The organism is Methylophilus flavus, from assembly GCF_042678905.1.
Taxonomy (GTDB): Bacteria; Pseudomonadota; Gammaproteobacteria; order Burkholderiales; family Methylophilaceae; genus Methylophilus; species Methylophilus flavus.
The window spans coordinates 1,433,332-1,454,880 of sequence record NZ_JBHTLN010000001.1 but is presented as its reverse complement, the minus strand read 5'-3'; the positions used below and the strand labels follow the sequence as shown (position 1 = coordinate 1,454,880).

Below are 21,549 nucleotides of genomic sequence, written 5' to 3'. Positions count from 1 at the left end.
GGATGATGAGTTGCCTGATTGCTAGCTGGCGTAATGCTGTTTTAATGTCGCAATCATATAGCCATGATCCAGTACCCCGGCGCTCTCGCGTATGCTGTGCATAGCCCACATCGGGTTGCCGACATCTACCGTGGCAATGCCGAGTTGTGCAGCCATGATCGGGCCTATGGTACTGCCACAGCCTAAATCGGTGCGGTGCGCATATTGCTGGTAAGGCACGCCAGCCTGCTCACATAGCTGGATAAAGCGTGCGGCGGTAGCCGCGTTGGTGCTGTAACGCTGGTTGGCATTGGTTTTAATCACCGGCCCCTGATTCACTTGCACATGGTGGCAAGGCTCATAGCTACCTGCATGGTTAGGATGAAAGGCATGTGCCATATCCGCACTGATAAAAAAGCTTTGTGAATAACTGCGCAGCTTTTCTTCGTGGCTCAGGTTGTGCGAGTGGCAGATTCGCGCCATCACATCCAGTAAAAAGCTGCCGCCCGCACCGGTTGCACTTTCAGAGCCGACCTCTTCGTGGTCAAATAATGCACAAATACCGGTCGCCTGCGGCTTTTCGGTGCCAATCATTGCTTCCAGTGCCGCATGGCACGAAGCCAGGTTATCCAGCTGGCTATTGGCAATAAATTCTTGCTCTATACCCCAGAAACTGCCGCGTTGGGTGTCATAAAACGCCAGATCCCAGCTCAAGATATCAGCGGCATTTACTTGCAAGCTACTTGCTAAAGTGTCGGCCAGTAATTGTTTGGCGGTTTCGCTGTTGGCAGCATGGCCGAAAATCAAAGGCAAGCCGGTTTGCTTGTTGAGCGCCAGACCTTTTTCATTGACTTCACGATTCATATGGATCGCCAGGTTGGGCAGGCGGGCAATGGGCTGGTCCAGTTTGATCAGGTGCGAGGTAAGGCCTGATATGGTTTTAACAATCACGCGCCCGGCCAGGCTCAGGTCGCGGTCAGTAAACGTGGCTAAAATGGGTCCACCGTAAACTTCTACACCGAACTGCGCGATCCCTTCAGTGCTGTAGGCCGCTTTGGGTTTCAAGCGCAGGCCAGGGGAGTCGGTGTGGGCACCCACAATGCGGAATCCATGTTCTGCGATGGCTGCCTGGCCGAGTACAAACGCAATAATAGAACCGCCATCACGCACGACATAATATTTGCCTCCTTGAGTAAACTGCCAGGCATCCCTTTCATTCAGCTGGGTAAATCCCTGTGCAGCAAGCGCCTTTTCTACCTGTGTCACAGCATGCCAAGGACTTGGGCTGGCATCAATAAAATTCAGCAAGGCCTGTGCGTGTTGTCTGGCTTCTATTGATACTTGCATGCTTAAACCCAGTCTTTCTCAATCAAAAAGTCGGTATAAAGTTTGGCCTCAGGACTGCCGTTTTCGGGCTTCCAGTCGTAGCGCCATTTCACCACAGGCGGCATCGAGAGCAGAATGGATTCAGTACGGCCATTAGACTGCAAACCGAATATGGTGCCACGGTCGAAGATCAGGTTGAATTCAACATAACGGCCACGGCGGTAGGCCTGGAAATCGCGCTCTCGTTCACCATAAGGCTGATTTTTGCGACGTTGAACGATAGGCAGGTAAGCCTGTAAGAATGCGTCGCCAATCGCGCGTTGCAAGGCAAAGCTTTGCTCAAATCCCAGTTCACTGAAATCATCAAAGAATACACCACCTACGCCGCGTGGTTCTTTTCGATGCTTGAGGAAGAAATATTCATCGCAGGCTTGCTTGAACCTGGTGTAATAATCAGCACCGAACGGAGCCAGCGCTTCTTTGTTCACACGGTGAAAATGAATACAGTCTTCTTCTTCGCCGTAATAAGGCGTGAGGTCCATGCCGCCACCAAACCACCAGATATCCTGCTCGCCTTCCTGTTGCGCTCTGGCGACAAAAAAACGCACATTCATGTGCACGGTTGGAATAAAAGGGTTGTGCGGATGAAATACCAGCGATACACCCATGGCTTCCCATGGCCTGCCCGCTGCTTCCGGGTGGGCAACACTGGCCGCAGGGGGAAGTTTATTCCCTAAGACATGTGAAAAGCCGACACCTGCACGCTCAAACACATTGCCATTTTCCAGCAGGCAGGAATTGCCGCCGCCACCTTCCGGCCGCTGCCAGCTATCCTGTAAAAAATTTTTGCCATCGACCAACTCAACCGCTTCGACAATACGTGCCTGTAATCCCTGCAGGAAGGCGTAAACGGCTTGAGGCTGGATCTGTTCTGTCATGGTTTAGCTGGCTTTAATGGCACGGTAGCCAATATCTTTACGATGTTGCGCGCCTTCAAATTTGATGGATTCGAGGATTTTGTAGGCTGATTCCTGCGCTGATTTAACCGACTCACCCAATGCGGTGACACACAATACGCGGCCACCACTGGTAAGCACTTTGCTGTCTTTCAGTATAGTGCCGGCATGAAATACATGACCGTCTTGCACATTAACCGGCAAGCCGGTGATTTCATCCCCAAGTCTGGGTGTTTCCGGGTAGTTAGCACTTGCCATCACTACACCTAAAGCAAAACGGCTATCCCATTCGGCGCTGGCCTGGTCTAGCGTACCATCTGCAGCATGTGCAGCCAATGCCACCAGGTCAGATTTCAATCGCATCATGATAGGCTGCGTTTCCGGGTCGCCCATACGGCAGTTGAATTCCAGTGTTTTTACTTCACCTTTGGGTGAAATCATCAGCCCTGCATATAAAAAGCCGGTGTAAGGGATGCCATCTTTCGCCATGCCTTCTACGGTCGGGATAATGATTTCGCGCATGGCCTTTGCATGCACTTCAGGTGTGACTACAGGTGCCGGAGAATAAGCACCCATGCCACCTGTATTCGGGCCTTGATCAGCATCCAGCAGGCGTTTGTGGTCCTGACTTGTGGCGAGTGGCAGGATGTTTTTACCATCAACCATCACCATAAAGCTGGCTTCTTCGCCTTCCAGAAACTCTTCAATCACCACACGGGCACCGGCATCGCCCAGCTTGTTGTCAGCCAGCATGGCGTCCACGGCTGCGTGAGCTTCTTGCAGTGTCATTGCCACTACCACACCTTTGCCTGCAGCCAGTCCATCGGCTTTAATCACGATAGGCGCCCCGTTAGCATCGATATATGCGTGCGCTTGAGCGACATCGCTAAAGGTTTGATATTTCGCGGTCGGGATGTTGTGGCGATACATAAAGGATTTGGCAAAATCCTTGGAGCTTTCCAGTTGCGCAGCGGCTTTGGTCGGGCCAAATATTTTCAGGTTTGCGGCACGGAAAGCGTCTACCACTCCTTGTGAGAGAGGTGCTTCCGGGCCGACAATAGTGAGGGCGATGTTTTCGTCATGCGCAAATTTCACCAATTCATCAATCTTGGTTATCGGCACATTGGTCATGGCTGTATTGGTAGCTGTCCCGGCATTGCCAGGCGCAACAAACACACGGCTGACTTCTTTATTGTGTGATACTTTCCAAGCCAGGGCGTGCTCACGGCCGCCAGAACCAATCACTAGAATTTTCATAATTCACTACCTACAAAGTTATAGCCACAGAGGGCACAGAGCACACAGAGAACTTCAAGTTCTAAAGCAATTTTTTGCTTTTCTCTGTGATCTCTGTGTCCTCTGTGGCAAATTGATTAATGTCTGAAATGACGGATGCCAGTGACTACCATGGCCAGGCCGCGTTCATCTGCTGCTGCGATCACTTCTTCGTCACGCATGCTGCCACCCGGGTGAATCACGCAGCTGGCACCGGCATCGGCCAATACGTCTACGCCGTCTCTAAACGGGAAGAAGGCATCTGAAGCGACCACCGAGTTTTGCAGGCTCAAACCGGCGTTTTGCGCCTTGATCGCTGCAATCTTGGTGCTATCCACACGGCTCATCTGGCCAGCGCCTACGCCCAGTGTCATGCCATTGCCGCAGAACACGATGGCATTCGATTTCACATATTTCGCCACATTCCAGGCAAACAGCAAGTCCTGCAATTGCTCAGGCGTCGGTTGCAGCTTGGTGACGACTTTGATATCTGCCAATTGCAGGTCATGGTTATCGGCAGATTGCAGCAGAATGCCAGAGCCCACGCGTTTGGAATCGACCGCATTGCGGCCTTGCTCCCAGGCATTGCTGCCGCCTTGTGGTAATGCAATTTTCAGTACACGCACATTGGCCTTGGCGCTGAAAATAGCTAATGCTTCTGGTGTGTATTCAGGCGCAATCAGTACTTCAACAAATTGCTTGCTCACCACCTCGGCGGCTGCACCATCCAGTACGGTATTGAAAGCGATGATGCCGCCAAATGCTGAAGTCGGATCGGTTTTAAACGCTTTGTTGTAAGCTTCAAATGCATGGGCACCCAGTGCCACGCCACATGGGTTCGCATGTTTCACAATCACGCAGGCTGGTGTGCTGAAAGACTTCACGGCTTCCCACGCGGCATCGGCATCGGCGATGTTGTTATAACTTAATTCTTTGCCTTGCAGTTGCTGGGCTGTGGCCAGGCTGCCTGGTGCAGGATACAGGTCGCGGTAGAATGCTGCTTGCTGGTGGCTATTTTCACCATAACGCAAGTCCTGCACTTTGATAAAGTTGCTGTTCATCTGGCTAGGGAATTGGCTCAGCACTGGTTTGCCAGCTGTTTCGGTTTCGGCAAAATCAATCGCAGACAGATAATTACTGATCGCGGCATCGTATTGGGCGATACGGTTAAAAGCCGCTACAGATAATTTAAAACGTGTTGATTTTGACACGGCGCCGTTATTAGCTTTCAGTTCGGCAGTCACTTCCGCATATTGTGCGGCATCGGTCAGCACTGCGACATCATTCCAGTTTTTGGCCGCTGAACGCACCATGGCCGGGCCGCCGATATCAATATTCTCAATCGCGTCTTCCAGCGTGCAGTCCGCTTTCGCGACAGTCGCTTCAAACGGGTACAAATTCACCACCAGCAGATCTATGTTCTCGATGCCATATTGCTGCATGGCTGCCACATGCTCCGGCAGATCGCGACGGCCCAGCAAACCACCATGCACTTTTGGATGCAGCGTTTTTACACGGCCATCCAGCATTTCCGGAAAGCCGGTGAAGTCGCTGACCTCTTTGACCGGAATCTGGTTGTCGCGGAAAAGTTTGGCGGTGCCGCCGGTTGAAAGAAGTTCTACACCCAGTTGGTGTAAGGATTGTGCCAGTTCGAGCACACCGGTTTTATCTGAAACACTGATAAGCGCGCGTTTAATTGTCATGGTATTTAATCTGAGAGGTTGCTTGATAATAAGATTCGGTTGGCACTAAGGTCAGCACCGGGTAGGGCGTTGTTCACTCAAGGCCGTAAGCGGCCATTTTTTTTCGTAAGGTATTACGGTTGATGCCGAGCATGTCGGCCGCTTTGCTTTGGTTGCCGCCTACTTTGATCAGTACTACTTCCAGCATGGGTTTTTCAACACAGCCTAATACCATGTCGTAAATAGCATGCGGTGGCTGGCCATCCAGGTGGGTGAAATACTCGTCAAGAGACTCGCGGATGGCGAGGCTTATTTTGCCATCGGTTTGCATTATGCTGCCAGCTCCTGGTCGTTTTCTTGTTCGTTGTCTTCCGCATATACCAGCCTGTCATTTTTGGCCCGGAGTTCAGTGAAAAAGTCATTGATGGCGTTTAGTTGCAAATCAATGGTTTGCAGGGTATTCATGTTATGACGGAAAGCGGCGGAACCTGCCAGGCCTTTGGTATACCAGGAGATATGCTTGCGGGCGACGCGCATGCCAGTCAGGTCACCATAGAATTCATATAAATCATGCAGATGCTCCAGCATGACATTGTGGATCTCATCCACCGTAGGCGGCAGCATATGTTCGCCGGTATTCAGGAAATGCTCGGTCTCGCGGAAAATCCACGGGCGGCCCTGGGCAGCGCGGCCTATCATCACGGCATCGGCTTTGGTGTAATCCAAAACGAATTTGGCTTTTTCAGGGGTGGTGATATCACCATTGGCAATCAGCGGAATATTGATCGCCTGTTTGACAGCGGCAATGGTGTCGTACTCAGCATCCCCATGGTAAAGGTCGTTGCGAGTGCGGCCATGAATCGTCAGGGCTTGTACGCCAATATCTTCTGCCATTTTGGCGATCATGATGGCGTTTTTATTCTGCCTGTCCCAGCCGGTACGGATTTTCAATGTCACCGGCACATCTACTGCATTGACAACTGCTTTGAGGATTTGTGAGACCAGCGGTTCATCCCGCAGCAGCGCAGAACCCGCCATCACATTACAGATTTTCTTGGCCGGACAGCCCATGTTGATATCGATGATCTGTGCGCCGTTATCCACATTGTGTCTGGCAGCTTCAGCCATCATGGCTGGCTCGGCACCGGCGATCTGCACCGAGATCGGGCTGACTTCGCCTTCATGGTTGGCGCGGCGTTTGGTTTTTTCACTGCCGTATAGTAAAGAATTGGAAGTGACCATTTCAGACACGGCCAATCCTGCGCCCATTTTTTTGCATAACATGCGGAATGGACGGTCGGTGACGCCAGCCATAGGCGCGACAACCAGGTTATTCTTTAAGAGGTGGGATCCGATTTGCATGAGAATCAGTAGGCTCTGATAAGTCAGTGAAAAGACTGACTATTTTAACTGCAAATCGGAATGGATGGAATTATTTAAGACTATTTTTGCTTATTTTTTACGCAGTTTGATATGTGTTTCTATCAGTTTCATGGCTGTATCGCGAAATAAAGTGCCTTCCGTATCCTTCACCCACATATGTAATAAGCCAGAGAAAAATAGATGCGTATCCAAAGCCAGTTCAGCCGCCGTCAGTTGTGTACTGACTTGGCCGAGCTCTTGCGCTTTGGCATATGCTTGCTCCATTTTGTGGATAAGGCCGCTACAATTGCTTAGAATGGACTTGAGCACATCGGCGAATTCGTCGACATATTCGCATTTGGCCATCATGACTTCATAGGTTTCGCGCATGGTCTGGTCTTCTTCCAGCGTTTGAATGGTGTTTTCAAGATGCTTGCGAATACGGCCAAGCGGGTCAGGATTGCGCTCATCCGCGTTCCCTAATAAGGTATCGTCCATGCGATCAATCAATGGCAGATAGACGGCTTCACGCATGGCGTAAAAGAGTTCTGCCTTGTTTTGAAAGTGCCAGTAGACGGCGCCACGGGTGACGCCCGCATGGGAGGCAATATGCTCCAGGCTGGTGCGGCTGACGCCTTTCAGCAAAAACGTTTCGCGCGCAGCATCAATAATACGTTGACGGGTAATTGCGGCGTCTTCCTTGGTTTTACGTACCATAAGTCTTTATCGCTCTTTCACTTTAATCATTAAAGTTTCTTAAAAGTGCTGTATTTTACCGACTAGGGTCGGCTGACTTTCAGCAAATTTTTTACAAAAGCCATTTACATACATTCGTGTTTGTATATAATATACATCCAAGAATGTATGTAATCAAGTTTATTTTGAAAATTATTAAGGGATAACATGTTGATTTCACAGAGTATCCAACCTCATCGTGCGTTAGTTTTACTGGCTTTGGGCGTTGTATTAAGTGCTTGCGGAAAATCTTCCAGCGAACAGGGACCTGCCGCCGGTGGCATGCAGGCCATGCCGGTCAGCGTGCAATCGCTGACTGCAGAAACGGTACCTATCCAGACGGAAGTGGTCGCGCAAACCGAAGGTGCCAAACAAATCGAAGTGCGGCCACGCGTCGGTGGCATTGTGCTGAAACGTTTGTATCAGGAAGGCGAGTCAGTCAGGGCTGGTCAGGATATGTTCCTGATCGACCCGATGCCGTTCCAGTTGCAGGTAGATCAGGCACGCGCCATGATCGCCCAGCAAAAAGCCAGGATTGACCAGACTGCACGTGAAGCGCAACGCCTTAAAGGCTTGCTGGAAACGAAGTCAATAAGCCAGCGCGAATATGACAATGCAACTTCAGATAATTCAGTAGCTTCTGCCACCATGATGCAATACCAGGCGCAGCTGCGTGAAGCTGAGTTGAATCTGTCTTATACGCATGTGAAGGCACCTGAAAGCGGTATTGCCGGTCGCTTTGTACTTTCAGAAGGTGCGCTGGCAAGTGCCAATACCACTTTGCTGAGCACAATTGTGCAAGTGTCACCGATCTGGGTTCGTTTCAGTTTGTCAGAGTCTGACCTGTCAAGCCTGGGAGGTCATTTAAGTCCGGGTAAAGTGCAGGATGTACGTCTGATCCTCGGTGACGAGACTGAATATCCATTATCAGGAAAAATTAACTTCTCAGCCAGCCAGATCGACCCGGCACTCGGCACTCAACAGTTGCGTGCAGAGTTCCAGAACCCTGATAAAACCTTGTTGCCAGGCCAGTTTGTACGCGTGCGTTTGACCACAGGTAAGCGTGATGGTGTATTCCTGATTCCCCAGACTGCTGTGTTAACCGGTCAGCAAGGCAAGTTTGTGTTTGTGGCTGAAAAAGATAAAGAAGGCAAAACCGCTGCTGCGGTACGCCCGATTACGGTCGGTGGCTGGTTCGGCGAACGCTGGAGTGTACTGAGCGGCTTGAAAGCTGGCGATCAGGTAATTCTTGATAACCTGATCAAAGTGCGCCCAGGTGCACCAGTGGCACCACATGCACCAGAGGCTGCAGCGGCACCGGGCCAGGAAAAACCCGCAGCGCCCGAGAAACACTAAGTCTTAAGATTTACTCGCGTTTTTTGTAGCAAATATCATGTTATTTACGGCCTGAGTACCAGGTATTCAGGCCGATTTCAGGAAAAACGATATGACCCGATTTTTTATCACACGCCCGATCTTTGCCAGCGTGCTGTCTATCATTATCGTGTTGGCAGGATTGGCAGCGGCATTTAAATTGCCGATTGCGCAATATCCGCAAATTGCGCCGCCAACCGTGCTGATTACAGCAACCTATCCAGGTGCCAGTGCCGAGACACTGTCTAAAACCGTGGCTGCGCCGATTGAAGAGCAGTTGAGCGGGGTGGAAAACCTGCTTTACTTCAACTCAAGCTCTGACAGTAGCGGCACCCTGACCATCACAGCGACCTTTGATATCGGAACCGATGTAGACCAGGCAACCTTTAACGTTAGTAACCGCGTGAATATTGCCTTGCCCAGATTGCCGGAAGACGTACGCAGGACCGGCGTGGTTGTGCAAAAGCGTTCCAACGATATTCTGCTGGTGGTGATGCTGATCTCCAAAAAGAAAGAGCATGACCGTTTGTTCCTGAGTAATTACGCCACCTTGAATGTGCTGGATGAATTCAAGCGTATCAAGGGTGTGGGCGATGTCACCATTTTTGGTGGCCAGGATTACTCCATGCGTATCTGGTTGCGTCCTGACCGCATGGCGCAACTGGGTGTTTCCACCAGTGACATTTCTGCAGCCATTAATGCTCAAAACGCGCAATATGCCGCGGGCAAGATCGGTGCTGAACCGGCACTGCCTAGCCAGCAATTATCATTCACGGTGACCGCCAAAGGGCGTTTGATCGAGCCTGAAGAGTTCGGCAATATCATCATTCGTGCGCAAGGCCCTAACGGTGTACTGCGCCTGAAAGATGTCGCACGTATCGAACTGGGTGCCCAAACTTATAACGTCGCTTCTGCGCTGAATGGTCAGCCTGGTGTAGCCCTGCCTATCTTCTTGCAAACCGGTGCCAACGCGCTGGAAACTGCCGAAGCGATCAAGGCTAAAGTGGATGAGTTGAAAGCCAAGTTCCCTGAGGGCATGGATTACAACATTCCTTACGATACCAGTGACTTCGTAAAAGCGACCATTGAAGAAGTGTTCCACACCTTTGGTGAGGCGCTGATCCTGGTGGTGCTGGTGGTGTTCCTGTTCCTGCAGAGCTGGCGCGCGACCTTGATCCCCATGATTGCGGTGCCAATTTCAATTGTCGGTACCTTTGCCGGGTTGTACCTGTTCGGATTCTCCATCAACCTCTTGACCATGTTTGCCATGATTCTGGCGATTGGTATTGTGGTGGATGATGCGATTGTGGTGCTGGAAAACACCGAACGTTTGATGAAAGAAGAAAACCTCAATCCGTTGCAGGCAGCGATCAAATCGATCGCCCAGGTACAGGCGGCGGTGGTGGCGATCGTGCTGGTGCTGTGCGCGGTTTTTGTGCCGGTGGCTTTCCAGGGTGGTATCGCCGGTGAGTTATATCGCCAGTTTGCGGTAACGGTAGCGATTTCTGTGGTGATTTCAGGTGTAGTGGCGTTAACGCTCACTCCGGCCCTGTGCGCCATGATCCTGAAAAACAGTCACCATGAAAATGGCTTCTTCAGGGCTTTCAACCGTGGTTTCGGCCGTTTAACTCACTTGTATACAGACACCGTGAACCTGACCTTGCATCACAAGATCATTGGCGCAATTGTGTTTGGCGGTATGGTGATTGTCATGATTTTCCTGTTCCGCGCTGTTCCAGGTGGTTTTGTACCGCCAGAAGATCAGGGTTATGTGATCAGTGTTGTGGTGATGCCGGATGGCGCCACCTTGAAGCGTACTTCTCAAACTGTTGAAAACATACGCGCGGCTGTCGCAAAAGACCCGGCCACTGCGCATGAGTTTGCGGTGAACGGATTTGAAATACTGACCGGCGCGAATAAAACCAACGCCGGTACCATGTTCGTACGTATGACAGACTGGGACAAGCGCACTACCAATGCTGACCAGATGGTAGGCAAGCTGATTGGCATAGGCATGAGCCAGCCTGACGGCATGGGCTTTGCAGTGAACCCGCCAGCGATTCGTGGCCTGGGTTCTGCAGGTGGTTTTGAAGTGTATGTACAGGCCCATGGCGATACCGATGCGATCAAGCTGTCGCAAGTCATGAATAACTTTATGGATGCAATGCGCGCTGACCCGAAATTGACTGGTATCAATAGTTTCTTCCGCCCGACTGTTCCTCAGCTGTTTATTGAGGTGGATGAACCTAAAGCCCTGTCACAAAATGTGAAGATCGCGGATATCTACGCTACCTTGCAAAGCACCATGGGTTCGTTGTATGTGAATGACTTTAACCGTAGCGGCCGTACTTATCGCGTTCAGTTGCAAGCTGAAGCCGCTTACCGTATGAAGCCTGAAGATCTGGGCAAGGTGTATGTACGTAGCCAGCCGACGGAAGAAAGTCCAAACGGCAACATGGTACCTATGTCTGCCCTGGCTAAGGTCAGCAACATCGTCGGTGCCGAGCAGTTGGAGCGTTACAACGGTCTGCTGTCCGCCAAAGTGTTTGGTAGCGGCGCGCCTGGCGTGAGCTCTGGCGATGCAATCAAGCTGGTAGAAAAAATCGCCAGGGAAAACCTGCCGGATGGTTACCAGATTGCATGGACCGGTCAGGCTTACCAGGAAAATCGTACCGGTTCTGCGGCGCTGGTTGCATTCGGCTTTGCGACCATTATGGTGTTCCTGATCCTGGCGGCACAGTTTGAAACCTGGGCATTGCCACTGGCTGTGATCATGGCGATTCCGTTTGCGATGACAGGCGCGTTGATTGCCGTGCTGACACGTGGCATGAATAACGACATCTACTTCCAGATCGGGCTGATTACGCTGATAGGTCTGGCGGCAAAGAACGCGATCCTGATCGTGGAGTTCGCCTCGCAGAAAATGGAAGAAGGTATGCCATTGGCTGAAGCTGCACTGGAAGCTGCCCGTTTACGTTTCAGACCGATTGTGATGACTTCGATGGCGTTTATGCTGGGTATCCTGCCACTGGTGTTTGCAACGGGTGCTGGCGCGGCAGCACGACAATCCATGGGTACCGGCGTGTTTGGCGGTATGCTGATTGCAACCTTTATTGCTACCATCTTTATCCCGTTGTTCTTTACCTGGTTGACCAATGAGAAAAAAGTGCGTCACCACGGTCATGTTGAAGAAGAGGAATCGGTATGAAACCGACAATGAAATTGACTTTAAAACCATTGCAACAGTCTCTGCTGTTAGGGCTGGTCACCATGTCACTGGCTGGTTGCCAGGTAATTGGACCATTTTATTCACGGCCCGAGCCGGTAGTGCCTGCGCAATATACCAGTGGTGAAGCTGGCCAATTGACTCAGGAGCAGCAACTGGCCTTGCAACAATGGTGGACATTGTTTAATGACACTAAGCTGAATCAGTTGGTGGATACTGCGCTGGCAAAAAACAACAACCTGCAATCCGCTGTTGCACGTATCGAAGAAGCAGATGCATTTGCGCGTGAAAGTGGTGCCAGCTTGTTGCCTACCGTGACTGCGACAGGTTCAGGAATACGTAACCGGGTGACCGAATCCGGGATTTTCCCGGTGTTTGGCGATAACCCGCGTAAAACCTATAAGGTCGGTTTGAACGGTAGTTATGAGCTGGATTTCTGGGGCAAGCTGCGCCGCGCGAATGAAGCTGCGCGCGCGCAGTTACTGGCAACCCGCTACGCAAAAGAGGCGGTGACCTGGTCTCTTTCCAGCCTGGTGACCAACAACTACCTGATGATACGCAGCATAGACGCGCAGTTACGCGTGAATGAACAAAACCTGAAAACGGCGCAAGACAGTTTTGATCTGGCAAACCGCCGTGTTGAAGGTGGCGTGGCTACCATTCTGGATGCCCACCAGGCAGAACTGGTAGTGACCACGTTGCGGACGCAAGCGCTGGAACTGAAAAGACAGCGTGCTTTAAGCGAGCATCAGCTGGGCTTGTTAACCACTGATCTGGGATTGAAAATCCCGGCAGGTGACCTGATGGCCATGCCACAACCACTCACACCGCCAACAGGGTTGCCTTCTGCGTTGATGGAAGCCAGGCCCGATGTGCGTCAGTCTGAGCAAGCCATGATTGCGGCGAATGCCAATATCGGCGTGGCGCGTGCGGCGTTTTATCCAAGTATTTCATTGACGGGTACGTATGGCGGAGAAAGTATCGCGCTGAATAACTTGCTGAAATCACCAGCACGTGTCTGGTCGCTGGGTCTGGATATCAACCTGCCTATCTTCAACGGCGGGCGTCTGAAAGCCCGTGAAGAGCAGGCCACTGCGCAGCAAAAACAAACCCTGGCAAGTTACCAGAACACCTTGCAGACTGCATTTACCGAAGTAAGCGATGCGCTGTCGAACACCAGCCAGTATCGTGAGCAGGAGGCGCTTGCGCAATCCAAGGAAAAAACCACGGCTAATATCCTGACAGTGGCGCAAAACCGTTATCAGGCCGGTTACACCAGTTATCTGGAAGTGCTGGATGCACAGCGTAACCATAACGAAGCCACACAGGCCATGGTACAAAGCCGCCAGAACACTTTGATTGCTACCGTTGATTTATTCAAGGCACTAGGTGGCGGCTGGAAACCGGAAACAGTGAAACAGGAAGAGTTTTACAAAAAGTAATTGATTACTTTTTTCTGCCTGTAAAACCGGGACAGCGGGAAATCGCTACCCGGTTTTTTGTTTGCTGCTTTGCAAAAGCGTGCTACCCACTTAAGATGGCGCCATGCATTCGCCATCAATTCCATCGTCCGCCAACTTACCATCCATGTCACGCATTGCCTTTGCCAGTTTTATAGGCACGGCCATCGAGTTTTATGATTTTTATATCTATGCCATGGCGGCAGCGCTGGTGATCGGGCAAGTGTTTTTTCCTGCCAGTGCTCCGGCCATACAATCCTTAAATGCCTTGCTGACCTTCGGCCTGGCGTTTATCGCGCGCCCCCTGGGCGCTTTATTATTCGGGCATTTTGGTGACAGAATCGGGCGTAAATCTACATTGGCAGCGTCGTTGCTGGTGATGGGCGCTTCCACTTTTTTGATAGGTTTATTACCCGGTTACGACACATTAGGCGTGTGGGCACCGGTGTTACTCTGCCTGCTGCGCTTTGGTCAGGGGTTAGGGCTGGGCGGCGAATGGGCCGGTGCAGCCTTACTGGCAACGGAGTATGCGCCTGAAGGTAAGCGTGGCTGGTATGGCATGTTTCCACAGTTAGGCCCTTCAATAGGGTTTTTACTGGCAACACTGACCTTTCTCGGTTTAAGCCTGGGCCTGACAGATGACCAGTTTGTAGCATGGGGTTGGCGGGTGCCATTTATCATTAGTGCAGCGCTGGTAATGGTAGGGTTGTATGTCAGATTCAAGTTGGCAGAAACGCCAGCCTTTGCACAAGCCAAGTCAGAACAGCATATCCATCGCTGGCCACTTAAAGCACTGATCTTGCAACACGGCAAGGCGATTGTGCTGGGTGCTCTGGCAATGGGGGTGTGCTATCACCTGTTTTACACGGCGACTGTGTTTTGTTTGAGCTATGGCACGCAGGCATTGAATATTTCACGTCCCGTATTCCTGTGTATGCTATGCATCGCAGTCATTGGCATGGCAGTGGCGACACCACTTGCTGCCTGGTGGGCTGACCGTGTTGGCAGGCGCCTGGTATTGATGAGTGGCCAGTTGCTGGCGCTAATATTAGGCTTCGCACTAGCACCCATGCTAGGTAGTGGGAATTTGCTGTTGATTGTATTGTTCCTGTTTTCAGCGCTATTTTTAATGGGCGTGACATTCGCCCCTATGGGCGCCTTCCTGCCCGAGCAATTTCCGGTGGCTGTACGCTACAGTGGCGCCGGTTTGGCTTACCAGCTGGGCGGTATTCTTGGCGCTTCGTTTGCGCCAGCGGTGGCGCAGTTTTTAGTGCAGCAGGGTGGTTTACCCTGGGTGGGATTTTATATGTCCTCAATGGCAGCTATTAGTGCGCTGGCTGTCTGGCAAATGAAGCCTGTACCATTTACCCGGCATGACTGAACGTATTCAGCGGGTATAATGCAGCTTTTACTAACTGACCTCTTTTAAGTATGTTCATCCATCCCGGATTTAACCCTATCGCGTTGCAAATCGGCAGTTTTGGTATTCACTGGTATGGCCTGATGTACCTGGTGGGCTTTTTTGGTGGGCTTTGGCTTGGTCAATACCAGGTGAAACGCCTGAAAAAGATTGACCCAAATTCGCCCTGGCAGCATAAAGACCCCGACGATATGTTGTTTTACATCGCACTGGGCGTGGTACTTGGTGGCCGGCTGGGCTATGTACTGTTTTACCAGCCTATGTATTTCCTGCAACACCCCCTGGAGATCTTCGCTTTGTGGCAAGGCGGCATGTCTTTCCATGGCGGCTTTATCGGCGTGATGGTGGCTATGGCATTATTCGCGCGCAAGCGTGGCGTGATCTGGTTACAGCTGATGGATTTTGTCGCTCCGCTAGTTCCTATTGGATTAGGTGCTGGCCGCCTGGGTAACTTTATCAATGGTGAGCTTTGGGGAAGACCCACGCAGTCAGATTGGGGGATGGTGTTCCCGCAAGTGGATGCACTTGCGCGTCATCCTTCGCAACTGTACGAGTTTGCACTGGAGGGCGTAGCGATGTTCTTGATACTGTGGTGGTTTGCCGGCAAAAAACGTCCCATAGGTGCGGTATCAGCGGTGTTCTTGCTCAGCTATGGCAGCTTCCGTTTCCTGGTGGAATTCACGCGTGAGCCAGATAGCTTCTTAGGGTTATTGTCACTAGGATTAAGCATGGGTCAGTGGCTATGCATCCCCATGATTCTGGTTGGCCTGGCCATGTTGCGCTGGGCTTATCGCAAGCCTTAATGTGTTGAGTCTGGCCGCGTCGCCAGCTCAAGCGCACTCAACCAGTTGATGGCATACGTACGCGTTTGCTGCGTGTCGCCGCACATTTCAACATCAGGTTGTAGACCTCCACAAAAAGCCGGGCGTTCCGGCTTGCCAAATAATTTGCAGCGGTAATCTTCATCCAGCTGAATGCAAGGCGTGCCGGCTGGTTTGCCATTCGGCATGCCAGGAAGCGGGCTGTGGATAGAAGGCGCTATGCAACATGCGCCACATTGCGGTCGGCAGTTCATTTTGCTAAACATCCACCCAAGGATAACCCAGCGCCGAGACGCCAGCCTTGAGGTCAAGCATGGCCTGTTTAACTAGCAAGCTTTCGCCTTTCATGCCTACTTCTGTAGTCCTGCGTTGATTGGTGCGTGGCAAACTGAATAGCTTGAGCGCGGGATACTGCGCCAGCATGTGATTCATCAAATCGATCAAATCACTTTCACCAGCCTCAGTCACCACAATTGCCTGTTCCAGATGATCAAGCGTATGGAATAAATGTCTGTAGTAAGTCTCGAGCACCCACTCTACCATCGGGTGGGCCATTTCAGGAAAACCCGGCACAAAATAATGCTGGTTGATGCTGAACCCGGCCACTTGATTGATCGGGTTGGGAATGAGTTCACAGCCTTGAGGAAAGTCAGCCATCAACACCCGTTTAGGATAAGCGCTTTCACCATATCGTGCTTCAATGTTGGCAACAGCACCGGCGTGCCGCTCAATCATCACGCCAGCTGCTTCCGCGGCACATTGCCGGGTATGGTCATCCGGCGTAGCGCCTATGCCGCCAAAACTGAATACAATATCGCCGCGCGCCATGCTGGCTTTTAAATGACTGGTGATTTGTTCGGGGATATCCGAGATAAAGTATGCCCAGCTTAATGGCAGCCCGCGTGCTGAAAGTAATGCAATGACTTTACTCAGATGCGCATCCTGGCGTTTGCCGGACAAGATTTCGTCGCCAATAATGTAGATACCAAAGGACTGCATGCTGAGAGATGGATGATGAGTGACAGAGTATTATACCGCTGGCGGCGCGATATTAAATGCTGGACTGAGTAAGAGCAAAAGTCTAAAAAAGCAAAATGGCGATGACTTTCCAGTCATCGCCATTTCTTGATTTTTATCTAACTAATGCTTGATTACGCTAGGCTTTGCGCAATGCACGCGACAGGAAAATCAGGAAGATAGCACCGATAGTCGCAACCACTATGCTACCAATCAAACCGCCACTTGCACTCAAGCCGAGCAATCCAAACAGCCAGCTACCTACAACAGCACCGGCAATGCCCAAAATCAAATCCCAGATCAGGCCATAGCCATCACCCTTCATAATCAAACCTGCCAGCCAGCCAGCAATAATGCCAATTACGATGGTCCAAATCATAGTCATTTCCTCATTGTTGTTATCAAATGTTTGAATCGCAATGTTAATGCTTACAATATGGTTAATCTGTCAGAGCATGTAGGAAAAACTTGTCAGAAAAGACTGATACGGATTGATGGCCAGCTTATTTTTTCAAGCCAACCAATGCGATGCCTGCACCCGCAACAATCAGGATAATGCTTAGCACCTGCGGGATCTCAACATCTTTAGTCACTTCTGCACTGGCTTCAAGCGAACCAATTTTGGCGACAGTTTCTTTACTTTCATAGCTAAAGCCCTTGTAAAAAAGGCCAGCAGTGCCAAGTGCAATCAGGATGATGCCGATAATAACGGATGATTTCATGGTAATTTCCCCTTTCGAATGTTCGAAGCATCACCTTAACACGGATGAATATTAATGTGCACTTTCCCAGCTATTACCGATGCCGACTTCGGCCAGCAATGGCACATCCAGTGTAGCGACACTTTGCATCAGCAACGGTAATTGTTGTTTGACTAACTCAAGCTCGGTATCTGGCACTTCCAGCACCAGTTCATCGTGTACCTGCATAATCAGCTTGGTTTGCAGTTTCTCATCAGTCAGCCATTTATCCACGGCAATCATGGCCAGTTTGATCAGGTCAGCCGCCGTGCCTTGCATGGGGGCGTTAATCGCGGCACGTTCAGCGCCGGCGCGGCGATTACCATTAGCGCTGTTGATTTCCGGTACCCATAACCTGCGGCCAAAAATGGTTTCTACATAACCTTGCTGTTTGGCCAGCTCACGTGTTTCGCTCATGTACTGGCGCACGCCTGGATAACGCGCAAAGTACCGTTCAATATAGCTCTGCGCGGCACTGCGTTCGATGTTCAGGTTTTGCGCCAGACCAAATGCGCTCATGCCATAAATCAGGCCAAAGTTGATCACTTTGGCATAACGGCGTTGTTCGTTATCAACAGCAGTTTTTTCCACGCCAAAGATTTCAGCCGCTGTCGCACGATGAATATCTTCGTTGTTGGCAAAGGCGCTTAGCATGCCTGCATCCTGTGAAAGGTGGGCCATGATACGCAGCTCAATTTGCGAATAGTCAGCCGACACAATATGGCTGCCACGTGGTGCGATAAACGCTTCACGGATACGGCGACCTTCCGCAGTGCGTACCGGAATGTTCTGCAAATTAGGATCGCTACTTGCCAGACGTCCGGTGATCGCCACGGCCTGGTTGTAGTTGGTGTGCACGCGCCCGGTCTGTGGATTGATCATTTTGGGCAACTTGTCGGTATAGGTGGATTTCAATTTTGCCAGGCCGCGGTATTCCAGCAACACTTTAGGCAAAGGGTAATCCAGCGCCAGTTCCTGCAGTACATCTTCATCGGTAGACGGCACACCGGAAGGCGTTTTCTTCAATGGCTTGATGCCCAGTTTGCCGAACAGGATTTCCTGTAATTGTTTGGGGCTGCCCAGATTGAACGGCTGTCCTGCCAGTTCATAAGCCTGTTTTTCCAGTTCCATCAGGCGCAGGCCGATTTCATTGCTCTGGCGGTTCAGCATATGGCTGTCAATCAATACGCCGTGACGCTCCATGCGTTGCAAGGCCAGCATGCTAGGCATTTCTATCTGTGCATAGATAAAGTCGAGTTTTGAGGACTCTGCCACTTGCGGGTAAAGCGCACGGTGCAGTTGCAGCGTGATATCAGCATCTTCTGCTGCATATTCGCTGGCTTGTTCAACCGTCACCTGGTTAAAACTGACTTGCTTGGCCCCTTTGCCTGCCACCGCCTCGAATGGGATAGGTGTAATGCCCAGATGACGCTCACTCAGTTCATCCATGCCATGGCCTTTGTGGCTTTCAAACACATACGACTGCAGCAGGGTGTCGTGGGCGACGCCTTGTAACTGTATGCCGTGATTGGCCAGCACATGCATATCGTACTTAAGATTCTGCCCGACTTTTTTAATCGCCGTGTTTTCCAGGATAGGTTTCAGTTTGTCTAAAGTGGCATGCAGCGGCAACTGGGTAGGGGCGTCAAAGTAATCATGGGTGAGGGGTACATAGGCCGCTTCACCCGGCGTGACGCTGAATGACACGCCGACGATTTTCGCCTGTAGCGGGTCCAGCGAAGTGGTTTCGGTATCGAAGCACACCAGCTCGGCTTGTTGTAAGCGTGCTAACCAGTTATCCAGCTCATCCTCTGTAAAAATGGCCTGATACTGACGGCGGGTGTCAGGCACATAATCATTTTTTGTTGCAACGGGAGCTGATGGCGGCGGCGGTGTTGCCGAGGCAGTGCTTGAAGTTGAGCCATCAGATAATTTGTCCAGCTCGCGTTTCCAGGTGCGGAACTCGAAATGGTCAAACAGGGAATGGAGTTTTTCAATATCCGGTGCCTGTTGAATCAGGTCATCAAAATGTTCGCATACGCCGACATCACAGCGGATAGTGATTAATTCACGTGCAGTCGGTAACCACGGCAGGGCTTTGCGCAAGTTGTCACCGACCACGCCTTTGATGCTGTCAGCATTGGCAACAATGTTATCCAGTGAGCCATATTCTGTCAGCCATTTCACGGCGGTTTTGGGGCCGACTTTTTCCACGCCGGGCACGTTATCCGAGGTGTCGCCAACCAGGACTAAATAATCAATGATTTTGTCGGGTGGGATGCCAAACTTGTTTTCCACGCCTGCTACATCCAGCACATCATCAGTTTTACGGAAGGCATCGCGCATGGTGTTGACGACGGTAATATGTGCATTCACCAGCTGGGTGATGTCTTTGTCACCGGTGGAAATGATGGTTTTAATACCCTCTTTTTCTGCCTGCTTGGCTAATGCGCCAATCACATCGTCTGCTTCAACGCCTTCTTCAATAATCAGCGGCCAGCCCATGGCGCGTATGGTTTCGTACAAAGGCTCAATTTGCACCCGCAAATCATCCGGCATGCTGACGCGGTTGGCTTTGTATTCAGGGTACAAGTCTTCGCGAAAAGTTTTGCCTTTGGCATCGAACACGCAAGCGCTGTATTCAGAAGGATAGTCTTTATGCAGGCGGCGCAGCATATTCAGCACGCCCTGGATAGCGCCTACCGGTTCGTTGGCTGAGTTGCGCAGATCGGGCATGGCGTGAAAAGCACGATAAAGATAACTGGAGCCGTCTACCAAAAGCAGGGTTTTCATTGTTGTATTCTCATGTCTTATTCAATCGGCAACTGCGAGAGGGCTGATTGAATGGCGCTGATTAAAAGGGTGTGAGCAAAGGATCAATTCAATGGCGTATTTTACGCAATTCAAAGCGACTTCATGTACACTAATTTTTGTTTGAGTTTTGAAGGACAGTCGTATGAATAACCAAAAGCTGCCGAGCATGGTGGAACCGGAATTGCTCAATGGCGCTGATGCAAGCCATGAATCCTGGCATGCGTTTGAGATTATGGCTGAATTTGTCGGGGCAACTGAAAATCTCAAGGCGATCATGCCTGCGGTGTCCATTTTTGGCAGTGCGCGTACCAAGCCGGATCATCCTTACTATCAACAGACTGAAGAAATCGCGCGATTACTCTCAGATTCCGGCTTTAGCGTGCTCTCAGGTGGCGGCCCCGGCATTATGGAAGCTGCCAATAAAGGTGCTTTCCCCGGGCGCGGGGCCAGTGTGGGCCTGAACATCAGGCTGCCGTTTGAACAGCATGGTAATCCCTACCAGGATATCGGCATCAGCTTTAAATATTTCTTCATGCGTAAAGTGATGTTCGTCAAATATGCCAGTGCGTTTGTGGTGATGCCTGGCGGCTTTGGCACACTGGATGAGTTGATGGAAGCGATTACGCTGGTGCAAACCGGCAAAACCCGCAAACTGCCGATTATCCTGGTCGGTAGCCAGTATTGGTCGGGGTTGGTCGATTGGTTACGCAATACACTGGTGGCAGAGGGCATGGCCTCTGAAGCAGATATGGATTTAATCCAGATCATAGATGAACCGCAAAAAATCGTAGATGCTATCTTCAAGCATTATGAAACGACAGGGTTTGAGCTCACCCCCGCAGAGCGAAAATTGCAGCTTTATCTGTAATGGATTTACGCTGAAAATTCGCTCCAGATACACCGCGTTTGTTCGTTTAGTGCCTCTGTATAATTATTTCGCGGTTATTGTGATTGCAGATGACGACTAGTGGCGGCTTTTTGCTAGAATAGCAATCACTGATTAAGGAGTTCTCCATGCGTGACTTTCCCCGTTTCTTGCTTGCTGTTGTTTGTGCTGCCGGTTTTGCACTGCCGGTTTGGGCAGCCGCCCCTGGCAATGCAGAGTTGCTGGAGGAGGTCCCTTCGCCACCCAAAATCATTGAAGGCCAGCCGATCGACCAGCCGACTGTTACAAAACGCAAAGATGGTGAAAACGAGCTTGAGGAATACAGCATTAATGGCGACGTCTACATGGTCAAGGTAACGCCTCCTAGCGGCAAACCTTATTATTTGCATCGTGAAGACAGGAATGGGGACTGGGTTAACGATGGCCCGACCCGCCCGCTTTCTGTGCCTAAATGGACACTGTTCCGATTCTAATTC

Annotated in this window: 19 protein-coding genes; 7 read left to right on the top strand and 12 right to left on the bottom strand. The window is 51.0% G+C overall.

Going from position 1 to position 21,549, the window contains the following annotated elements:
- Window positions 1-21 precede the first annotated feature (21 nt).
- From ACFQ2T_RS07095 to ACFQ2T_RS07065, 7 genes are all read right to left on the bottom strand, one after another.
- A complete protein-coding gene (locus ACFQ2T_RS07095) occupies window positions 22-1,326 on the bottom strand; it encodes a M18 family aminopeptidase (protein ID WP_379032416.1) in 1,305 nt (434 codons plus the stop codon).
- A gap of 2 nt (window positions 1,327-1,328) precedes the next feature.
- Window positions 1,329-2,243 carry an oxygen-dependent coproporphyrinogen oxidase gene (gene hemF / locus ACFQ2T_RS07090; protein ID WP_379032413.1) on the bottom strand — a complete coding sequence of 305 codons (915 nt, stop codon included), beginning with the start codon at window positions 2,241-2,243 and terminating at the stop codon, window positions 1,329-1,331.
- Window positions 2,244-2,246: 3 nt separating this feature from the next.
- Window positions 2,247-3,518: a phosphoribosylamine--glycine ligase gene (gene purD, locus ACFQ2T_RS07085; protein ID WP_379032411.1), complete on the bottom strand. Its 1,272-nt coding sequence runs from the start codon at window positions 3,516-3,518 to the stop codon at window positions 2,247-2,249.
- Between the two features lie 116 nt (window positions 3,519-3,634).
- Window positions 3,635-5,239 carry a bifunctional phosphoribosylaminoimidazolecarboxamide formyltransferase/IMP cyclohydrolase gene (purH, locus tag ACFQ2T_RS07080; RefSeq protein ID WP_379032408.1) on the bottom strand — a complete coding sequence of 535 codons (1,605 nt, stop codon included), beginning with the start codon at window positions 5,237-5,239 and terminating at the stop codon, window positions 3,635-3,637.
- A gap of 73 nt (window positions 5,240-5,312) precedes the next feature.
- Window positions 5,313-5,549: a helix-turn-helix domain-containing protein gene (locus tag ACFQ2T_RS07075; protein ID WP_379032405.1), complete on the bottom strand. Its 237-nt coding sequence runs from the start codon at window positions 5,547-5,549 to the stop codon at window positions 5,313-5,315.
- Window positions 5,549-6,580, bottom strand: a complete 1,032-nt coding sequence (gene dusB / locus ACFQ2T_RS07070) for a tRNA dihydrouridine synthase DusB (protein WP_379032402.1) — start codon at window positions 6,578-6,580, stop codon at window positions 5,549-5,551. Before dusB ends, ACFQ2T_RS07075 begins: the two co-directional genes overlap by 1 nt.
- Before the next feature lie 90 nt (window positions 6,581-6,670).
- On the bottom strand, window positions 6,671-7,297 hold the full coding sequence (locus ACFQ2T_RS07065; protein ID WP_379032399.1) for a TetR family transcriptional regulator: 627 nt from the start codon (window positions 7,295-7,297) through the stop codon (window positions 6,671-6,673).
- 186 nt (window positions 7,298-7,483) lie between these two features.
- Between ACFQ2T_RS07065 and ACFQ2T_RS07060 the strand changes: the two genes are divergently transcribed.
- The 5 genes from ACFQ2T_RS07060 to lgt all read left to right on the top strand — a co-directional run bounded on the left by ACFQ2T_RS07060 (window position 7,484) and on the right by lgt (window position 15,598).
- Window positions 7,484-8,671, top strand: coding sequence for an efflux RND transporter periplasmic adaptor subunit (locus ACFQ2T_RS07060; protein ID WP_379032396.1), 1,188 nt, complete (start codon window positions 7,484-7,486; stop codon window positions 8,669-8,671).
- Between the two features lie 91 nt (window positions 8,672-8,762).
- Window positions 8,763-11,897, top strand: coding sequence for an efflux RND transporter permease subunit (locus ACFQ2T_RS07055; RefSeq protein WP_379032393.1), 3,135 nt, complete (start codon window positions 8,763-8,765; stop codon window positions 11,895-11,897).
- Between the two features lie 8 nt (window positions 11,898-11,905).
- Complete coding sequence (locus ACFQ2T_RS07050; RefSeq protein ID WP_379032390.1) at window positions 11,906-13,357, top strand: efflux transporter outer membrane subunit; 1,452 nt, start codon at window positions 11,906-11,908, stop codon at window positions 13,355-13,357.
- A 103-nt stretch (window positions 13,358-13,460) separates the two neighbouring features.
- Window positions 13,461-14,756: an MFS transporter gene (locus ACFQ2T_RS07045; RefSeq protein ID WP_379032387.1), complete on the top strand. Its 1,296-nt coding sequence runs from the start codon at window positions 13,461-13,463 to the stop codon at window positions 14,754-14,756.
- A gap of 50 nt (window positions 14,757-14,806) precedes the next feature.
- Window positions 14,807-15,598, top strand: coding sequence for a prolipoprotein diacylglyceryl transferase (gene lgt / locus ACFQ2T_RS07040; protein ID WP_379032384.1), 792 nt, complete (start codon window positions 14,807-14,809; stop codon window positions 15,596-15,598).
- Here the strand turns inward: lgt and ACFQ2T_RS07035 are convergent.
- From ACFQ2T_RS07035 to polA, 5 genes are all read right to left on the bottom strand, one after another.
- Window positions 15,595-15,870, bottom strand: coding sequence for a YkgJ family cysteine cluster protein (locus ACFQ2T_RS07035; RefSeq protein ID WP_379032381.1), 276 nt, complete (start codon window positions 15,868-15,870; stop codon window positions 15,595-15,597). The two genes, lgt and ACFQ2T_RS07035, sit on opposite strands and share 4 nt — an antisense overlap.
- A 4-nt stretch (window positions 15,871-15,874) precedes the next feature.
- Window positions 15,875-16,615 carry a competence/damage-inducible protein A gene (locus ACFQ2T_RS07030; RefSeq protein WP_379032378.1) on the bottom strand — a complete coding sequence of 247 codons (741 nt, stop codon included), beginning with the start codon at window positions 16,613-16,615 and terminating at the stop codon, window positions 15,875-15,877.
- Between the two features lie 157 nt (window positions 16,616-16,772).
- Window positions 16,773-17,012, bottom strand: coding sequence for a GlsB/YeaQ/YmgE family stress response membrane protein (locus ACFQ2T_RS07025; protein ID WP_379032376.1), 240 nt, complete (start codon window positions 17,010-17,012; stop codon window positions 16,773-16,775).
- A gap of 124 nt (window positions 17,013-17,136) precedes the next feature.
- A complete protein-coding gene (locus ACFQ2T_RS07020; RefSeq protein ID WP_379032373.1) occupies window positions 17,137-17,355 on the bottom strand; it encodes a hypothetical protein in 219 nt (72 codons plus the stop codon).
- A 51-nt stretch (window positions 17,356-17,406) separates the two neighbouring features.
- Window positions 17,407-20,166, bottom strand: coding sequence for a DNA polymerase I (polA, locus tag ACFQ2T_RS07015; protein WP_379032370.1), 2,760 nt, complete (start codon window positions 20,164-20,166; stop codon window positions 17,407-17,409).
- Window positions 20,167-20,329: 163 nt separating this feature from the next.
- Between polA and ACFQ2T_RS07010 the strand changes: the two genes are divergently transcribed.
- The gene (locus ACFQ2T_RS07010; RefSeq protein WP_379032367.1) at window positions 20,330-21,055 is read left to right on the top strand and encodes an LOG family protein; all 726 of its coding nucleotides are present in this window, start codon (window positions 20,330-20,332) and stop codon (window positions 21,053-21,055) included.
- Between the two features lie 146 nt (window positions 21,056-21,201).
- Complete coding sequence (locus tag ACFQ2T_RS07005) at window positions 21,202-21,546, top strand: DUF2782 domain-containing protein (RefSeq protein ID WP_379032364.1); 345 nt, start codon at window positions 21,202-21,204, stop codon at window positions 21,544-21,546.
- Window positions 21,547-21,549 lie beyond the last annotated feature (3 nt).